This is a genomic window from Pseudomonas sp. GD03842 (assembly GCF_029841165.1).
In the GTDB taxonomy this organism is placed as follows: domain Bacteria; phylum Pseudomonadota; class Gammaproteobacteria; order Pseudomonadales; family Pseudomonadaceae; genus Aquipseudomonas.
The window spans coordinates 206,448-220,144 of record NZ_JAOCEA010000006.1 but is presented as its reverse complement, the minus strand read 5'-3'; the positions used below and the strand labels follow the sequence as shown (position 1 = coordinate 220,144).

The window sequence follows — 13,697 nt, the reverse complement described above, 5'->3', positions numbered from 1 at the left end:
GGCGATCCACTCGCTGGATCGCCCCGCTCCCTTCATCTCCGGTGAGGTCGAGACCTGGCTCGCGCCCTGCCCCTACCCCGTGCGGCCATCAGTAGTCGGTGTTGCCGTCGTAGTCGGCGTTACCGTTACCGTCATTGACGTTCTCATCCTGATCGAACACGCCGCCAGTCTTGACCGGTGGCAGCGTGACCTTGACCGAGTTCAGTGCAGAACGAGGCAATGGGTTGCTGGTGGTGGTCGACAGCTCCTGGCGGTACTGATTGACCAGCTTGCCGGTCAGACGAATATCGTCCGACGCCGCACCCAGGCTGATGTTGAAGGTGTCGGGATCGATCACCCACTGCTTGCTCGAATCGTCGTAGTACGCCAACGAACGGTCATTGAGTTCGATGGTGACATGACGGGTTTCGCCCGGCTGCAGGAACACCTTCTTGTAGCCCTTGAGCTCTTTGACGGCGCGTTCGACCTTCGGATTCTGCTGGCCAACATACACCTGGGCCACTTCGGAACCGGCACGCTGGCCACTGTTGGTCAGGTCGAACGAGACTTTGATCGGCGTGTTGCCCACGGCGACACCCGGCGTGACCGACATGTTGTTGTAGGTGAAGCGGGTGTACGACAAGCCATGGCCAAACGCGAACAGCGGCTTGGTGCCCGTCTTGTCATAGCCACGATAGCCGAGCATCGTCAGGTCGTGCTTGTAGCTGATTTCCTTGAGCGTGCGGGTGTTGTCGTAATGCGGGAAGTCCGCGTACAGCGGGTTGTCTTCGATGTGACGTTCGATACTGATCGGCAGTTTGCCGGACGGGTTGACCTTGCCGAAAAGGATCTCGGCCAGGGCCTGACCACCGTTCTGGCCCGGATAGAACGCGTGCAGCGCAGCTGGCACTTGATCGATCCAGTCGCTCATGTTCAGCCCGGTACCGCCGTGCATCGTGACGATGGTGTGCGGGTTGGCCTTGGCGATGTTCTGGATCAACTCGCTCTGGTACTCAGGCAGGTCGAACCCATGGTCGAAGCCTTCGCCTTCGTATTCGTTGCTGTTACCCACTGCCACCACGACCGCGTCGTACTGGGACAGGTCCTGAGGCGCAGCCAGCGAAGCCCAGGCCATTTGCACGCCAACCAGCCCGCCCATGGTGGACAGGTAACCGTCACGACGCGAGTACTCGAGTTTCACGTCATAGGTCTTGCCGGCTTCCAGTTTGATCTTGCCCGACACCGGAATGGTCGGCGGGATGCTCTTGTTGGTGATGTTCTCACCATCACCGTTGTCGATGATCTTCTCGCCATTGATCCACAGGCGAACAGCGCCGTCGGCGCGCACCTTGAACACTTGCTCGCCACTGGTGACCGGTTTCATCTGGCCCGTCCAGCGGATCGAGGTGTTGGCTGTATCGCCATTGCTCGGCAGATCGTCGGTGGACCAGTCCATGTCGACATGGGTGTCGATGCGCGTGGCCGACGGGTCTCCGGACCAGTTGGCGTTGGTGAAGAACTCGGTCTTCAGGCCCGCGACCGTGTTGCCTTTGCTGTCGGTGGTGGTCCAATTCGAAGCCTTAGGGTCCAGCGACAGGCCGTCGAGGAATTCGACCTTGGCGTTGGGCGCCATTTGCTGCAGGCCGCTCAGCTCACTGATGTAATGGGTCGCGTCCACATGGGCGCTGCCGAAACCGGTTGGCGGCGCGTATTTGGCGAGGTCGCCGACCACGGCGATGCGCTTGACCTTGGCCTTGTCCAGCGGCAGCACGTCGTTCTGGTTTTTCAGCAGGACGATGCCTTCACGGGCGATGTTCAACGCCACTTTGTTGCTGGTCGCGCTGTTCATGTTGTGGGCGGTCAACGGCGCGAACTTGTCGAACTGGTACAGGTAGATGTTCTTGAGGATCGTACGGACTTTGTCGTCCACAGTCGCCATGTCCAGCTCACCGCTGTCCAGGTAAGGCTTGAGCACCGAGCTGTTCATCTGGCCACCCATCATGTCCAGATCGGTACCGGCCTTGGCCGCCGGCAGCCCATGCACGATGGCGTTGTAGTCGCTCTGCACCAGGCCCTTGAAGCCCCACTCCTTCTTCAGGATGTCAGCGATCAAGTGCTTGTTTTCACACGCGTATTCGCCGTTCACCTTCTGGAACGAACACATCATCATCGCGACGGTACCGTTCTTGGTCGCCGATTCGAACGGTGGCAGCGTCATCTCGCGCAGCACGCGCTCAGGCATGGTCTGGTTGAGGATGAAGCGGTTGGTTTCCTGGTCGTTACCTGCGTAGTGCTTGGCTTCGGCCCAGACGCGGCGCTGCTGGATACCGTTGATCACCGCAGGGCCGAGGCTGGCACCGAGGAACGGGTCTTCGCCGGAGAGGTATTCGAAGGCACGACCGCTCCAGGGCATGCGATAGAGGTTCATGCCCGGACCGGTCACGAACTGATAGCCACCGGTCGCGGTGTCGTAGCCCAGCGCGCGACCGAAGTCGATGGCGCGACGGGGGTTGAAGGTCGCCGCCAGGTTCGGACCGGAGGGGTAAACCACACCCGGATCATTGCCCTCGCTGGTGTAACGAATACCGGCGCCGCCGTCGGCACCGTGAATTTGCGGAACGCCGTATTGCGGCAGTGGTTTGACGTCCCAGCCGCCGATGCCACCGATGTAGGCCAGCTTTTCTTCCTGAGTCATTTTCGCCAGCGTTTTCTCCGCCGCCTTTTCGGCCCGCACTTCCTTGGCCGCCAACTGCTCCTGGGTGGTGGTCGTCGCCGCGTTGGCATGACCAATGGCCAGACTCAAAAGTGCCAGTGCCGAATGGGCACCGATCGTTCTACGGGTTCGCATAAATAATCTCCAGATCGCCCCTGTGCGCAATTGTCGCAGTTGACAGGCGCAAACCCTTATTTCAAGGCGATAAAACACCTATCCCGCAGCTCATTAACTAAACAGCGGGCAAAAAAAGGAGAGCGCGCCAACAAGCTGGAAACTTGGGCAACAGGCTTGGTAAGACCAAAAGTTACTGGCAATGCGCCAGCTAAATACGCAGTACTGGACCGCGCTTCTTAAATTAAGACAGGCGTTTTTTGTTGAAGTCAAATAAAAAATAATCGCCTTAGAAATCGCTGAAATTTTTTGATACAGTCACTGAACTCCCACTAAACCTATAGGTCTGTAGGTTTAGCAAAATGACCTGACACTGCGCCTGACCGCCAGTGATTACGGGGGAGAGCCGCCCTGGTGGACGGCTCTGACCGTCACCTCCGGCAGGCAGGAGAGTCCCTTTTTACCGTTAACCCCATAGGAGAATCACCGAATGAAGATGCCCCTGATTGGTGCACTGGCCGCAATGACATTGGCAGTATCAACCGCTGCAATGGCGACCGAATCAAATACCCAGGAATCGGTTTCCGGCGCACCGGACTCGACGGTCATGACGCAAACTAAAACGGTGGAAGTCGCGAAGAAACAGCATAAACAAGTTCAAGCCGATGAAAACAAACGGGGTCGCCCTACCGACCAGACTTCGCACACCAGCAACTAAGATCAATCACTTACACTTATTAATCACGTACACGAGGGCGCCACTAAAGGCAGCCCTCGGTGCGTCGCTACTTGAACTTTAATCGTGTCCGATCGTTTGAATCCCGTCCCCCTCGAAGAACTGAGCGAGCACTCGGCTGAAGCGCTGTGCGCCTGGTTGGTGAGTCACTCAGGGCTCAAGATGGCAGACATGGATCGGGCACAGCGCCTTGCCCAGGACTCTCCAGGCAGTTCGCTGACCGAACTGCTGACACGCCTTGGCCTGGTGTCGGAACTTGACCTGGCCCGAGCGTGGGCCGCCACCCTGGAGGCGCCCTTGCTGGTCGCCGACGCCGTCACGCCGCCGAACGACACCTTGCCACCGCTGAGCGAACGCTTCATGCGCCACCACCGTCTGTTGCCCATCGGCAACCACGCCGATGGCGTGCATGTGCTGGCGGCCAATCCCGCCAATGCCTATGGTCTGGACGCTGTGCGCTACGCCTGTCAGACGCCGGTGTATGTGTCGGTCGGGCTGTCCAGCGAAGTCGACGGATTGATCGAGCGGTTCTACGGCCAGGGCCGCTCAGCCATGGGATCGTTGATCGAAACGATGGACGATCAGCGCGGGGCCGATGAAGACATCGAACACCTCAAGGACCTGGCTTCCGAAGCGCCGGTCATCCGCTTGGTCAACCTCATTCTGCAACGCGCGGTCGAGCAGCGCGCCTCCGACATTCATATCGAACCCTTCGAAAGCCAGCTCAAGGTGCGCTATCGCATCGACGGCGTGCTGCACGAGGCCGAGGCCCCGCCGTCGAGCTCATCGGCGGCGATCATTTCCCGTTTGAAAATCATGGCGCGGCTGGACATCGCCGAGCGGCGCCTGCCGCAGGACGGTCGGATCATGCTGCGCATTCAGGGCAAGGAGCTGGACCTGCGGGTCAGTACCGTGCCCACCAGCTTCGGCGAGTCCGTGGTCATGCGTTTGCTGGATCGCCAGAACGTCAGCTTCGACTTTCCCAGCTTGGGCATGGATGGCGAACGCCTGCAACGCTTTTTGGACGTCCTGGAAAACCCCCACGGCATCCTGCTGGTCACCGGCCCTACCGGCTCAGGCAAGACCACTACGCTGTACACCGCACTGTCACGGCTCAACACCGCCGAGCGCAAGATCATCACCGTCGAAGACCCGGTCGAGTACCAGCTCGAGGGCATCAACCAAATTCAGGTCAAGCCCTCCATCGGGCTGGACTTCGCTGGAGCGCTGCGTTCCATCGTGCGGCAGGACCCGGACGTGATCATGATCGGCGAGATGCGCGATCTGGAAACCTGCCGCATTGCGATTCAGTCGTCGCTCACCGGCCACCTGGTGCTGTCGACCCTGCACACCAACAGCGCCGCGGCGAGTATCACCCGGTTACTTGACATGGGCGTGGAAAGCTACCTGATCGCCTCCACGGTCAAAGGTATTCTGGCCCAGCGATTGGTGCGCCGACTCGACCCCGTGACGAGGATCGCTTTCGAAGCACCGGCCGAACTGGTGGCGGAGCACGGCCTGGAGCGCTTTACCGATCAGCGCCCGATCATGCTGTACCGCCCTGACAGCGACCTGCCTGGCGGCGGTTACCACGGGCGCAGCGCAATCACCGAGTTGCTGGTCATGACAGAAGAACTGCGCAGCCTGCTCATGCGTCAGGCAGACGCGGCCACCCTGGAACAGGCCGCCCGACGCGGTGGATTGCGCACGCTCTATGAAGAAGGCCTGCGACAAGCCGTGGCCGGGGTGACTTCCCTGGAAGAGGTCCTGCGCGTGACGCGCAGCGAATGACCATGGCCCATTTCAAGTACCGCGCACTGGACGCCGATGGCGTCGCACACAACGGCACGCTCGAAGCAAGCGATCGAGATGCCGCCGTAGCGAGTCTTCAACAGCGCAATCTGCTACTGCTGAGTCTGGAGGCTGGCGCCCCGGTCGGGCTGCGTGCGGCCATGCGCCGTAGCGTGCTCAATGGCCCGGCCCTGGTCAGCTTCACGCAGCAACTGGCCACCCTGATCGGTGCCGGTCAACCGCTGGAGCGCGCGCTGTCGACCCTGATCAGACAAAAGCATGACCCTAAACGTCTGGCACTCTTCGAACGCGTGCGCGAACAGGTCAAGGCCGGCAAACCGTTGAGCCAGGCGCTTGAAGAGGAGCACGGTCAGTTTTCCAGTCTGTACGTCAGCATGGTGCGCGCGGGCGAAGCCGGAGGCTCGCTGGAGCACACCTTGAGCCAACTGGGCGACTACCTGGAGCGCAGTCAGAAGCTGCGCGGCGAGGTAGTCAACGCGCTGATTTATCCGATTTTTCTCGTGGTGGGGGTACTCGGTTCGCTGGCCCTGCTGCTGGCCTATGTCGTCCCGCAATTCGTACCGATCTTCCGGGACCTGGGCGTACCCATTCCGTGGATTACTCAAGCCATCCTCGGCCTGGGTGAGTTTTTCAGCGCGTACGGCCTCATGGTGTTGGGCGCCCTCGTTGCGACGTTATGGGGCATCGCAGTGCTGCGACGGGATCCGCGGCGCCGCCAGCGGCACGATCGTCGTCTGCTCTCGCTGAAGGTGATTGGCCCCCTGCTGCAACGCATCGAAGCCGCGAGGCTGGCGCGCACGCTCGGCACGTTGTTGAGCAACGGCGTCGCACTGCTGCAGGCGATGAACATCGTGCGCCAGGTGTGCGGCAACCATGCCCTTCGCGCCCAGGTTCAGCAAGCGACCGACTGGGTCAAAGGCGGCGGCACCCTCGCCCAGGCGTTCGGCGAGCAGCCGCTGCTGCCGGAGCTCGCACTGCAGATGATCGAGGTCGGCGAACAGGCCGGCAACCTCGACAGCATGCTGCTCAAGATCGCCGATGTTTTCGACCTTGAGGCCAAGCGTGGCATCGACCGCCTGCTCGCCGCGCTGGTGCCCAGCCTGACCGTGATCATGGCCGTCATGGTCGCCGTGATCATGCTTGCCATCATGCTCCCCCTGATGAGCCTGACCAGTAACATTTGAGGACTTACACATGACTCGATTCACCTCAGCGCCTGGCCGTCGCCAAGGCGGCTTCACCCTGTTGGAAATGCTCGCGGTGATCGTGCTGCTGGGCATCGTCGCCACCATCGTCGTGCGTCAGGTCGGCGGCAACGTGGATAAAGGCAAATACGGCGCCGGCAAGGCACAGCTCGCCAGCTTGAGCATGAAAATCGAAAGCTATGGGCTGGATGTCGGGTCACCGCCGGCCAACCTGCAGCAACTGGTGACCAAACCGGCCAATGCCACTGGCTGGGCAGGGCCTTACGCGAAGTCGTCGGACCTCAAGGACCCGTTCGGTCATGCATTCGGCTATCGCTACCCCGGTGAGCACGGCAGCTTCGATCTGATTTTCTATGGCCAGGACGGCCAGCCCGGCGGCGATGGCTACAAAGCCGACCTCGGTAACTGGGAATAACATGCGTGCCCTGCCCCGCGCCCGCGGCTTCACCCTGTTCGAATTGCTGGTGGTGATCGTACTGATCGGCATCAGCGTCGCGCTGGTGGGCTATGGCGTGGGCAAAGGTCTGCATGCCGCCAGCGAGCGGCGAGCGCTGAGTGAAGTGGTGCAGGCACTCCGCGCGGCGCGGGTTCAGGCCATCGTTACCGGGCAACCGGCGCAGACGCGTTTCGATCTGAAAGACGGGCAGTTTCAGGGTCCCTTGCAAAAAGTCCGACGGCTGCCCAGCGACATGCACGTGCAATTGCAAACGGCGGAAGGACTTGGCTCGGCCTTTGAGTTCTATCCGGACGGCGGAGCCAGCGGCGGGCATGTGCTCTTGACACGCAATGACAAGCGATGGCGGGTCGATATCAACTGGCTCACCGGCAACGTGCAGTTGCGGGCGCTCAATTGAGCGCTCAGCGCGGTTTCACCCTGCTGGAGATGCTCGCCGCCCTTGCGGTGCTGGCGGTCTGCAGCAGCGTGCTGGTGGTCGCCTTCGGTCAGAGCGCCCGCGCCCTGCAGCAGACCCAGCGCAGCGATCGGCTGAGCCTGATCGCCCGGTCATTGATGGATGAAGCGCGTTCGAGCCGCCTGCGGGCCGGCGTGACAGAGGGCGACAGGTCAGGCGCGAAATGGCGGCTGGAGGTCAGCGCCGCGCCGGCGAGTCAAGCACCGCTGGCCACATGGCGGCTGGACCTTCAGGTCAGCGAGGGGACCCGACATGTGCATTACAGCACGCTGCAAGTGCGCAGCGCCGGAACCAGGGCGGACCGATGAAGCACCGCACCCAGGGTTTTACGCTGCTCGAAGTGCTCGTGGTCCTGAGCCTGCTGGGTGTGCTGCTGACGCTGGTCGCAGCCGGACTCACCGGCGCCAACCGCGCACTGGGCAAGGCTGAGCGTTTCAGTACACGACTGGACGAAGTGCGTTCGACCCAGAATTTTCTGCGCACTGCCATCGGCCAGGCCTTGCCACTGGCCGCCGGTGCGGAGGGCCCCGCGTCAGCGCCGGTGTTCGAGGGGCACGCTCACAGCCTGCGCTTTTATGCGCCGTTGATGCCTTGGCTCGGCGGCGGTTTGTACCGCTACAGCGTTTCGCTCGCGGCAGGGCATCGCTTGCAAGTCAATCTGGAACGCCTGAGTGACCAACGCTTGCTGCCTGCACAGGATGAGCCTCAGGTGCTGTTGCACCAGGTCAGCAGCCTTGCATTCAGCTATCGCGGGATTTCCCCCCAGGGCGTGGCCACGGACTGGCTCGATCACTGGCCGTGGCCGGGGCGTTTGCCGGTGAGCGTGAGGATCGACGTGCAACTGGCGGGCCCCGTGCCTTGGCCACAGCAGAGTATCGATCTGCGACTGGACTTGTCGTCAGAGGCCCGAACGTTATGACGCGTCAACGCGGCGTGGCCCTGTTGCTCGTTCTCTGGGTGCTGGCGCTGCTGAGCACGCTGCTCGCCGGGCTGTTGGGGTGGGTGCATCTGCAGAACCGTCAGGCTCTGTGGCAGCGCCAGCATACCCAGGCCGTCCTGGCCGCTGAAGCAGGCCTGGCCATGGCGGTGACCGCACAGTTGGATCGCGACCCGCATCGTCACTGGCTGGCCGACGGGCAGCCTCATGCGCTGCGCTTCGACGACGCGACCCTGGCCGTCAGCCTGGTCAGTGAGGCTGGAAAGCTGGACGTGAATGCTGCGCCCGTCGAGTCGTTCATGCGTCTGGTGCTGGCGTGTGGTGGATCGAACGCACAGGCACAGGCCGTTTCGGGCGCACTGAACCAACGACGGGGCGCAGACCGTCAGCCGCTGCGCACGGTCGAGGAGGTCCGGGAATTACCGGCAATGGATCAACGGGTTTACCAGTGCGCCAGCGCGCACCTGACCCTGTGGAGCGGGCTGCCAGCACCGGATGCTGCGTTGGCATCGGGCTGGTTGCGGCGGGTCCTGAACCTGCCTCAGGCCAGCTCCGCTGCCCAAGACGCGGGCCCCGTCGTCACCGTACAGAGCCAGGCGACATTGCCCGGCGGTTTTAACGCGACGCTGATCGTCACGCTGTTACTCAACCCATCGAAGGAGGGTGCCAGGCCTTATCGGGTCCTGCGCTGGCAAGAATGAAGCATTTACTTTCCAAGCGGTTCGCCCCGCTCCAGGCCCGCCTGCACAGCCAGTGGGATGGGAGCCTCGCCCAACAGGCCTGGCGCGCCTGGCTGAATGAGCTGCAGGCGCTGCTCCCTGCCGCTGTCCGTGACCGCTGGCTGGCGCAGGCCCGTGAACGCGTGATCGAATGGCCGCTCAGTCTCCCCGTTGACGCAGCGGACGAAGATCGCCTGGTCCTGACGTTGCCTGCGAATCTGCTGCTGATTCAGACCCTGAACCTGCCAGCCGCTGCAATGCGGGATCTGCAGACCGTCATCGGTTTCGAGCTCGACAAGTACACGCCCTTCCCTCGCGACCAACTGCAGTACGTCGCCCGCGTCACCGGCAAGGATGGCGCATGGGTTCAGGTGCTCCTGGTGGCCGTGCTGCGCGAGCGTTTGCAGCCGATACTCGATGCCTGCCGTGCGCAAGGCCTGGTGCTGCATGCGGTCGATGGCTGCAATGCACAGGGGCAACGGTTGGGCATCGACCTGTTGCCGGTCGATCAGCGCCCGCCACGCAAGGCCCACGCACGGTTGAGCGGCTACCTGACGCTGGTGTGCGGTGCACTGGTGGTGAGCTGCATGGTGCTCTGGCTCGATGCGCGTCAAACCAGGGTCGAGGCCATGCAGCGCGCCGTCGATGCGCAACGGGATGATGTCCGAGCCGTCCAGGATCTGCGCCGTGAACTGATCAATACCCAGGGGGCTGCTCGCTACCTGGCTCAGCAAAAAGCGGCGCAGCCGACGCTGTCCAGCGTACTGGTGGACCTGACGGGATGCTTGGGTGCCGACACTTGGGTCGAGCAGCTGGAAATCAGCGACGGCGGCGGCGTATCGCTCTCCGGTCAAAGTGCCAGGGCCAGCGCGCTGATCGCTCGCATGAAAGACTGCAAGACCCTGAGCGACGCGCAGTTCCAAGGCATCATCCAACCCGACGCCCAGACCGGAAAAGACCGGTTTTCGCTGCGTGCGCACCTGCGCAAGGAGGCGGTCGATGCGCCGTGAACTGACTCGTCGAGAGCGCCGCGGGGCGGCGCTCATCGTCCTGGCCCTGCTGCTGTGGGCGGCATGGTGGCTGCTGGTACAAAGCTGGTTCCTCGACCCGTTGAATGAGCTGGAGGAACAGGCTGACGCCCTGCGCACCCAACAGCAACGTTACGCCGCCGTCCTGGCAGAACGCGACGGCCTGGAACAGCGCCTGCAGGCTGCGCGCCGGGACCCTTCCAGCCGCAGCAGCCTGTTGCCGGGCGAAGACCCGGGTGCAGTGGCCGCAGACCTGATGCAACGCAGCCTGGACCTGGTGAAAGCGCATGCCTCGGAAGGCCCGGGCTGCCAAGTCACCCAACGCATGCCGATCACCCCGGAGCACGACAGCGCCGAGCCCTACCGCCAAGTCAAAGTCAGCCTGACCCTGGAGTGCGCGTTGGAGCCTCTGGCCAACCTGCTGCACGACATTGAATACGGCCAGCCCTTTCTATTCGTCGACACCCTGAGCCTGCGCCGCGCCACATCGGCTCCCGCCACGGGCGGTGCCGGGCGTCTGCAGGTGCACCTGCTGCTGCGCGGCTACCTGCAACAGGCACCGACTCCATCGTCCCCAGGACCACAACGCGAACAGTCCGCACCCAGCGAGGCCCCCGAAGCATGAGGCTCGATACCCTGACCCTGACGCTCTTGGCAGGGACCGCCCTTCTGACGGTAACCACCGTCGGTCTGCTCCTGGGCGCTGGTCAAACCCCTGAGTGGCTGCCAGCGGGCGAAACCCGTGAATGGGCCCCCGCTGCCAGGCCCCCGACCATTGAGCCGATACCCCCTCAGGCCGTGGCGCTGGTCTGGCAGCAGTCGATGTTCAGCCCCGACCGCAAGCCGGACCTGGTAACCGGCAAGAATCAGCCCTCATCCCTGGACGGCATTCGCCTCAGCGGCGTGATCATCGAAGGACAAGCTCAATGGGTGCTCCTGCGCATGCCAGACAAACGCAACCTGAAACTGGCCGTCGGCAGCACGCTCGATAACGGCTGGACCCTCACCGCTGCGACACCTCAGCAGGCGACTTTCAGCCATCAGGGTCAGACCCGCGAGCTGCGCCTGCCTTTGCTTCGCCTGCCACCGCCCTCAAACGTTCCCCCTATTACCCTTCCAGACGTACGCACACCATGAACGATCGCCACCTTCACGTGTTCCATTTGCGCAGCCCGATGATTTGCCTGGCCGCCGCCATCGCACTGGCCGGTTGCGCCGAGACGCCCCGCCACTTCGAAAACGACCCGGCACTGATGCACGAAGCATTGCAAGGCACCGGCTCCCAGCGCGGGCCGGTAGCCGACGTGCCCCCGCAATCTGCGCCGTCGAATCCGGACGCCAGGACGGTGCCGCGCCAGCAGATCATTCGGGGAAGCCAAACATTCGTGCACAGCCCCGCAGCCCCATCGGCCGGTGCTGCGCAGCCCAGCGGCGATATCGTCTTCAACTTCACCAATCAGCCCATCGAAGCGGTGATCAACAGCGTGATGGGGGATCTGCTGCACGAAAACTACAGCATTGCCCAAGGCGTCAAAGGCGACGTCAGCTTTTCCACGTCAAAGCCAGTCAACAAACAACAGGCGCTGTCCATCCTGGAAACCCTGTTGTCATGGACTGACAACGCGATGATTCGCCAAGGCGACCGCTACGTAATTCTTCCGGCCAATCAGGCCGTGGCCGGCAAACTGGTGCCGGAGATGCCGGTGGCGCGACCGTCCAGCGGCCTCTCGGCGCGCCTGTTCCCCCTGCATTACATCTCGGCCACCGAAATGCAGAAGCTGCTCAAGCCCTTTGCCAGGGACAACGCCTTTCTGCTCGTCGACCCGGGACGCAACGTGCTCAGCCTGGCCGGCACGCCCGACGAACTGGCCAACTATCAGGACACCATCGACACCTTCGATGTCGACTGGCTCAAAGGGATGTCCGTTGGGGTGTACGGCCTGCAGCGCGCGACCGTCGGCGAACTGATGCCGGAACTCAAGAAGATGTTCGGCCCCGACAGCGGCATGCCCATGGCGGGGATGGTGCGCTTCCTGCCGATTGAGCGCACCAACTCGGTCGTGGCGTTTTCCGCGCAGCCTCGTTATCTGAGCGAAGTCGGTGACTGGATTCACACCATCGACGAAGGCGGCGGTAACGAACCGCAGATGTACGTCTACGACGTACGGAACATGAAGGCCACGGACCTTGCCCGATACCTGCGCCAGATCTACGGCAACGGCCAGATCAAGGACGACAGCGCGGCCCGGGTCGCACCCGGTTTGCGGACCCGCTCCCTGTCTTCGCTCAATGGCAGCTCAGGGAGCACGGGCATGGGATTCGGAGGGGCCGGACAAGGAATCGGCGCGGCGTCAGGCATGGGGTTGAACGGCAATGGCACACTCAACGGCAACGCGCAGGGTAACGTGCAGCCGCTCGCCGAAGAAGAAGACGAACCGACCGATGATGACGCCGGCGGCGTAGAGGGTACGGACAGCGAAACCACCGACTCGTCATCCGGCGCGCGCCAGCGCCTCGATGACAGCACCCGCATCACCGCGCAAAAGAGCAGCAACCAGTTGCTGATTCGCACCCGTCCCGCGCAATGGGCTGAAATCGAGTCTGCGATCAAGCGGCTGGACAATGCACCGATGCAGGTGCAGATCGAGACGCGGATTCTCGAGGTCAACCTCAGCGGTGAGCTGGACTTGGGCGTGCAATGGTACCTGGGCAAGCTGGCCGGTAATTCCGGCAGTACCACGGTCGCCAACACCCCCGGTAGTCAAGGCGCGCTCGGGGGCGGCGGCGCCGGCCTCGGCGCCACGGATTCGCTGTTCTATTCGTTCGTCAGCAACAACCTGCAGGTGGCACTGCATGCGCTGGAAACCAACGGCCGCACGCAGGTGCTGTCCGCCCCGTCGCTGGTGGTCATGAATAACCAGCAGGCGCAAATCCAGGTCGGCGACAACATTCCCATCAGCCAGACGACGGTCAACACCAACGTTTCCAACACCACGCTGAGCAGCGTCGAATATGTCCAGACCGGGGTCATCCTGGACGTCGTTCCACGCATCAACCCCGGCGGTCTGGTGTACATGGACATCCAGCAGCAGGTCAGCGACGCCGACAACACCGCGACGACCGACAACAACGGAAACCCGCGCATCTCCACTCGCTCGGTGTCCACTCAGGTCGCCGTGCAGAGCGGGCAAACCGTCCTTCTGGGTGGTTTGATCAAACAGGACAATAGCGACACCGCCTCATCGGTGCCCTACCTGGGGCGCATACCGGGGCTGCGCTGGCTGTTCGGTACCACCAGCAAAAGCAAGAAGCGGACTGAGTTGATCGTGCTGATTACGCCGCGCGTCGTGACCAGCAACAGCCAGGCCAGACAGGTGACGGATGACTACCGCCAGCAACTGCAATTGATCAAACCGGTGCAATAAGGGATCGCCATTACCCATTCGACCCTCTGCAAACAGCCGACCGCTCCACGAGCGCCTCAGGATGAACCCGAGGCGCCCTTGGCGGGGGCTTGTAGAACAGAATTGCAAAAACCGCGCG

The 13,697-nt window shown here is 62.6% G+C and carries 13 protein-coding genes; 12 read left to right on the top strand and 1 reads right to left on the bottom strand.

The features are described 5' to 3' along the window. Window positions 1-88 precede the first annotated feature (88 nt). Window positions 89-2,827, bottom strand: coding sequence for a glycoside hydrolase family 3 C-terminal domain-containing protein (locus N5D61_RS11045; RefSeq protein WP_108238939.1), 2,739 nt, complete (start codon window positions 2,825-2,827; stop codon window positions 89-91). 469 nt (window positions 2,828-3,296) lie between these two features. Between N5D61_RS11045 and N5D61_RS11040 the strand changes: the two genes are divergently transcribed. From N5D61_RS11040 to gspD, 12 genes are all read left to right on the top strand, one after another. Further along, window positions 3,297-3,524 (top strand): hypothetical protein, encoded by a 228-nt coding sequence (locus N5D61_RS11040; RefSeq protein ID WP_108238938.1) that lies wholly within the window; start codon window positions 3,297-3,299, stop codon window positions 3,522-3,524. Window positions 3,525-3,704: 180 nt separating this feature from the next. Continuing rightward, complete coding sequence (gene gspE, locus N5D61_RS11035) at window positions 3,705-5,333, top strand: type II secretion system ATPase GspE (RefSeq protein ID WP_108239032.1); 1,629 nt, start codon at window positions 3,705-3,707, stop codon at window positions 5,331-5,333. A gap of 2 nt (window positions 5,334-5,335) precedes the next feature. Further along, complete coding sequence (gene gspF / locus N5D61_RS11030; protein WP_108239031.1) at window positions 5,336-6,538, top strand: type II secretion system inner membrane protein GspF; 1,203 nt, start codon at window positions 5,336-5,338, stop codon at window positions 6,536-6,538. Window positions 6,539-6,548: 10 nt separating this feature from the next. Further along, on the top strand, window positions 6,549-6,974 hold the full coding sequence (gene gspG, locus N5D61_RS11025; RefSeq protein ID WP_108238937.1) for a type II secretion system major pseudopilin GspG: 426 nt from the start codon (window positions 6,549-6,551) through the stop codon (window positions 6,972-6,974). A gap of 1 nt (window position 6,975) precedes the next feature. Then, on the top strand, window positions 6,976-7,413 hold the full coding sequence (locus N5D61_RS11020) for a GspH/FimT family pseudopilin (protein ID WP_108238936.1): 438 nt from the start codon (window positions 6,976-6,978) through the stop codon (window positions 7,411-7,413). Continuing rightward, a complete protein-coding gene (locus N5D61_RS11015; RefSeq protein ID WP_108238935.1) occupies window positions 7,356-7,778 on the top strand; it encodes a type II secretion system protein in 423 nt (140 codons plus the stop codon). The genes N5D61_RS11020 and N5D61_RS11015 overlap by 58 nt, the downstream gene beginning before the upstream one ends. Further along, complete coding sequence (locus N5D61_RS11010) at window positions 7,775-8,389, top strand: prepilin-type N-terminal cleavage/methylation domain-containing protein (RefSeq protein ID WP_108238934.1); 615 nt, start codon at window positions 7,775-7,777, stop codon at window positions 8,387-8,389. The genes N5D61_RS11015 and N5D61_RS11010 overlap by 4 nt, the downstream gene beginning before the upstream one ends. Continuing rightward, window positions 8,386-9,108: a general secretion pathway protein GspK gene (locus N5D61_RS11005; protein WP_108238933.1), complete on the top strand. Its 723-nt coding sequence runs from the start codon at window positions 8,386-8,388 to the stop codon at window positions 9,106-9,108. Before N5D61_RS11010 ends, N5D61_RS11005 begins: the two co-directional genes overlap by 4 nt. Further along, a complete protein-coding gene (locus N5D61_RS11000) occupies window positions 9,105-10,136 on the top strand; it encodes a general secretion pathway protein GspL (RefSeq protein ID WP_279892601.1) in 1,032 nt (343 codons plus the stop codon). The genes N5D61_RS11005 and N5D61_RS11000 overlap by 4 nt, the downstream gene beginning before the upstream one ends. Continuing rightward, a complete protein-coding gene (gene gspM / locus N5D61_RS10995; protein ID WP_108238931.1) occupies window positions 10,126-10,779 on the top strand; it encodes a type II secretion system protein GspM in 654 nt (217 codons plus the stop codon). Before N5D61_RS11000 ends, gspM begins: the two co-directional genes overlap by 11 nt. Continuing rightward, window positions 10,776-11,291 (top strand): DNA utilization family protein, encoded by a 516-nt coding sequence (locus N5D61_RS10990; RefSeq protein WP_108238930.1) that lies wholly within the window; start codon window positions 10,776-10,778, stop codon window positions 11,289-11,291. Before gspM ends, N5D61_RS10990 begins: the two co-directional genes overlap by 4 nt. Then, on the top strand, window positions 11,288-13,579 hold the full coding sequence (gene gspD / locus N5D61_RS10985; protein ID WP_279892599.1) for a type II secretion system secretin GspD: 2,292 nt from the start codon (window positions 11,288-11,290) through the stop codon (window positions 13,577-13,579). The genes N5D61_RS10990 and gspD overlap by 4 nt, the downstream gene beginning before the upstream one ends. Window positions 13,580-13,697 lie beyond the last annotated feature (118 nt).

Coding starts and splice junctions, on each gene's coding strand:
- N5D61_RS11045 (WP_108238939.1), bottom strand. CDS start 2,827: ATGCGAACCCGTAGAACGATCGGTGCCCATTCGGCACTGGCACTTTTG.
- N5D61_RS11040 (WP_108238938.1), top strand. CDS start 3,297: ATGAAGATGCCCCTGATTGGTGCACTGGCCGCAATGACATTGGCAGTA.
- gspE (WP_108239032.1), top strand. CDS start 3,705: ATGGCAGACATGGATCGGGCACAGCGCCTTGCCCAGGACTCTCCAGGC.
- gspF (WP_108239031.1), top strand. CDS start 5,336: ATGGCCCATTTCAAGTACCGCGCACTGGACGCCGATGGCGTCGCACAC.
- gspG (WP_108238937.1), top strand. CDS start 6,549: ATGACTCGATTCACCTCAGCGCCTGGCCGTCGCCAAGGCGGCTTCACC.
- N5D61_RS11020 (WP_108238936.1), top strand. CDS start 6,976: ATGCGTGCCCTGCCCCGCGCCCGCGGCTTCACCCTGTTCGAATTGCTG.
- N5D61_RS11015 (WP_108238935.1), top strand. CDS start 7,356: ATGGCGGGTCGATATCAACTGGCTCACCGGCAACGTGCAGTTGCGGGC.
- N5D61_RS11010 (WP_108238934.1), top strand. CDS start 7,775: ATGAAGCACCGCACCCAGGGTTTTACGCTGCTCGAAGTGCTCGTGGTC.
- N5D61_RS11005 (WP_108238933.1), top strand. CDS start 8,386: ATGACGCGTCAACGCGGCGTGGCCCTGTTGCTCGTTCTCTGGGTGCTG.
- N5D61_RS11000 (WP_279892601.1), top strand. CDS start 9,105: ATGAAGCATTTACTTTCCAAGCGGTTCGCCCCGCTCCAGGCCCGCCTG.
- gspM (WP_108238931.1), top strand. CDS start 10,126: ATGCGCCGTGAACTGACTCGTCGAGAGCGCCGCGGGGCGGCGCTCATC.
- N5D61_RS10990 (WP_108238930.1), top strand. CDS start 10,776: ATGAGGCTCGATACCCTGACCCTGACGCTCTTGGCAGGGACCGCCCTT.
- gspD (WP_279892599.1), top strand. CDS start 11,288: ATGAACGATCGCCACCTTCACGTGTTCCATTTGCGCAGCCCGATGATT.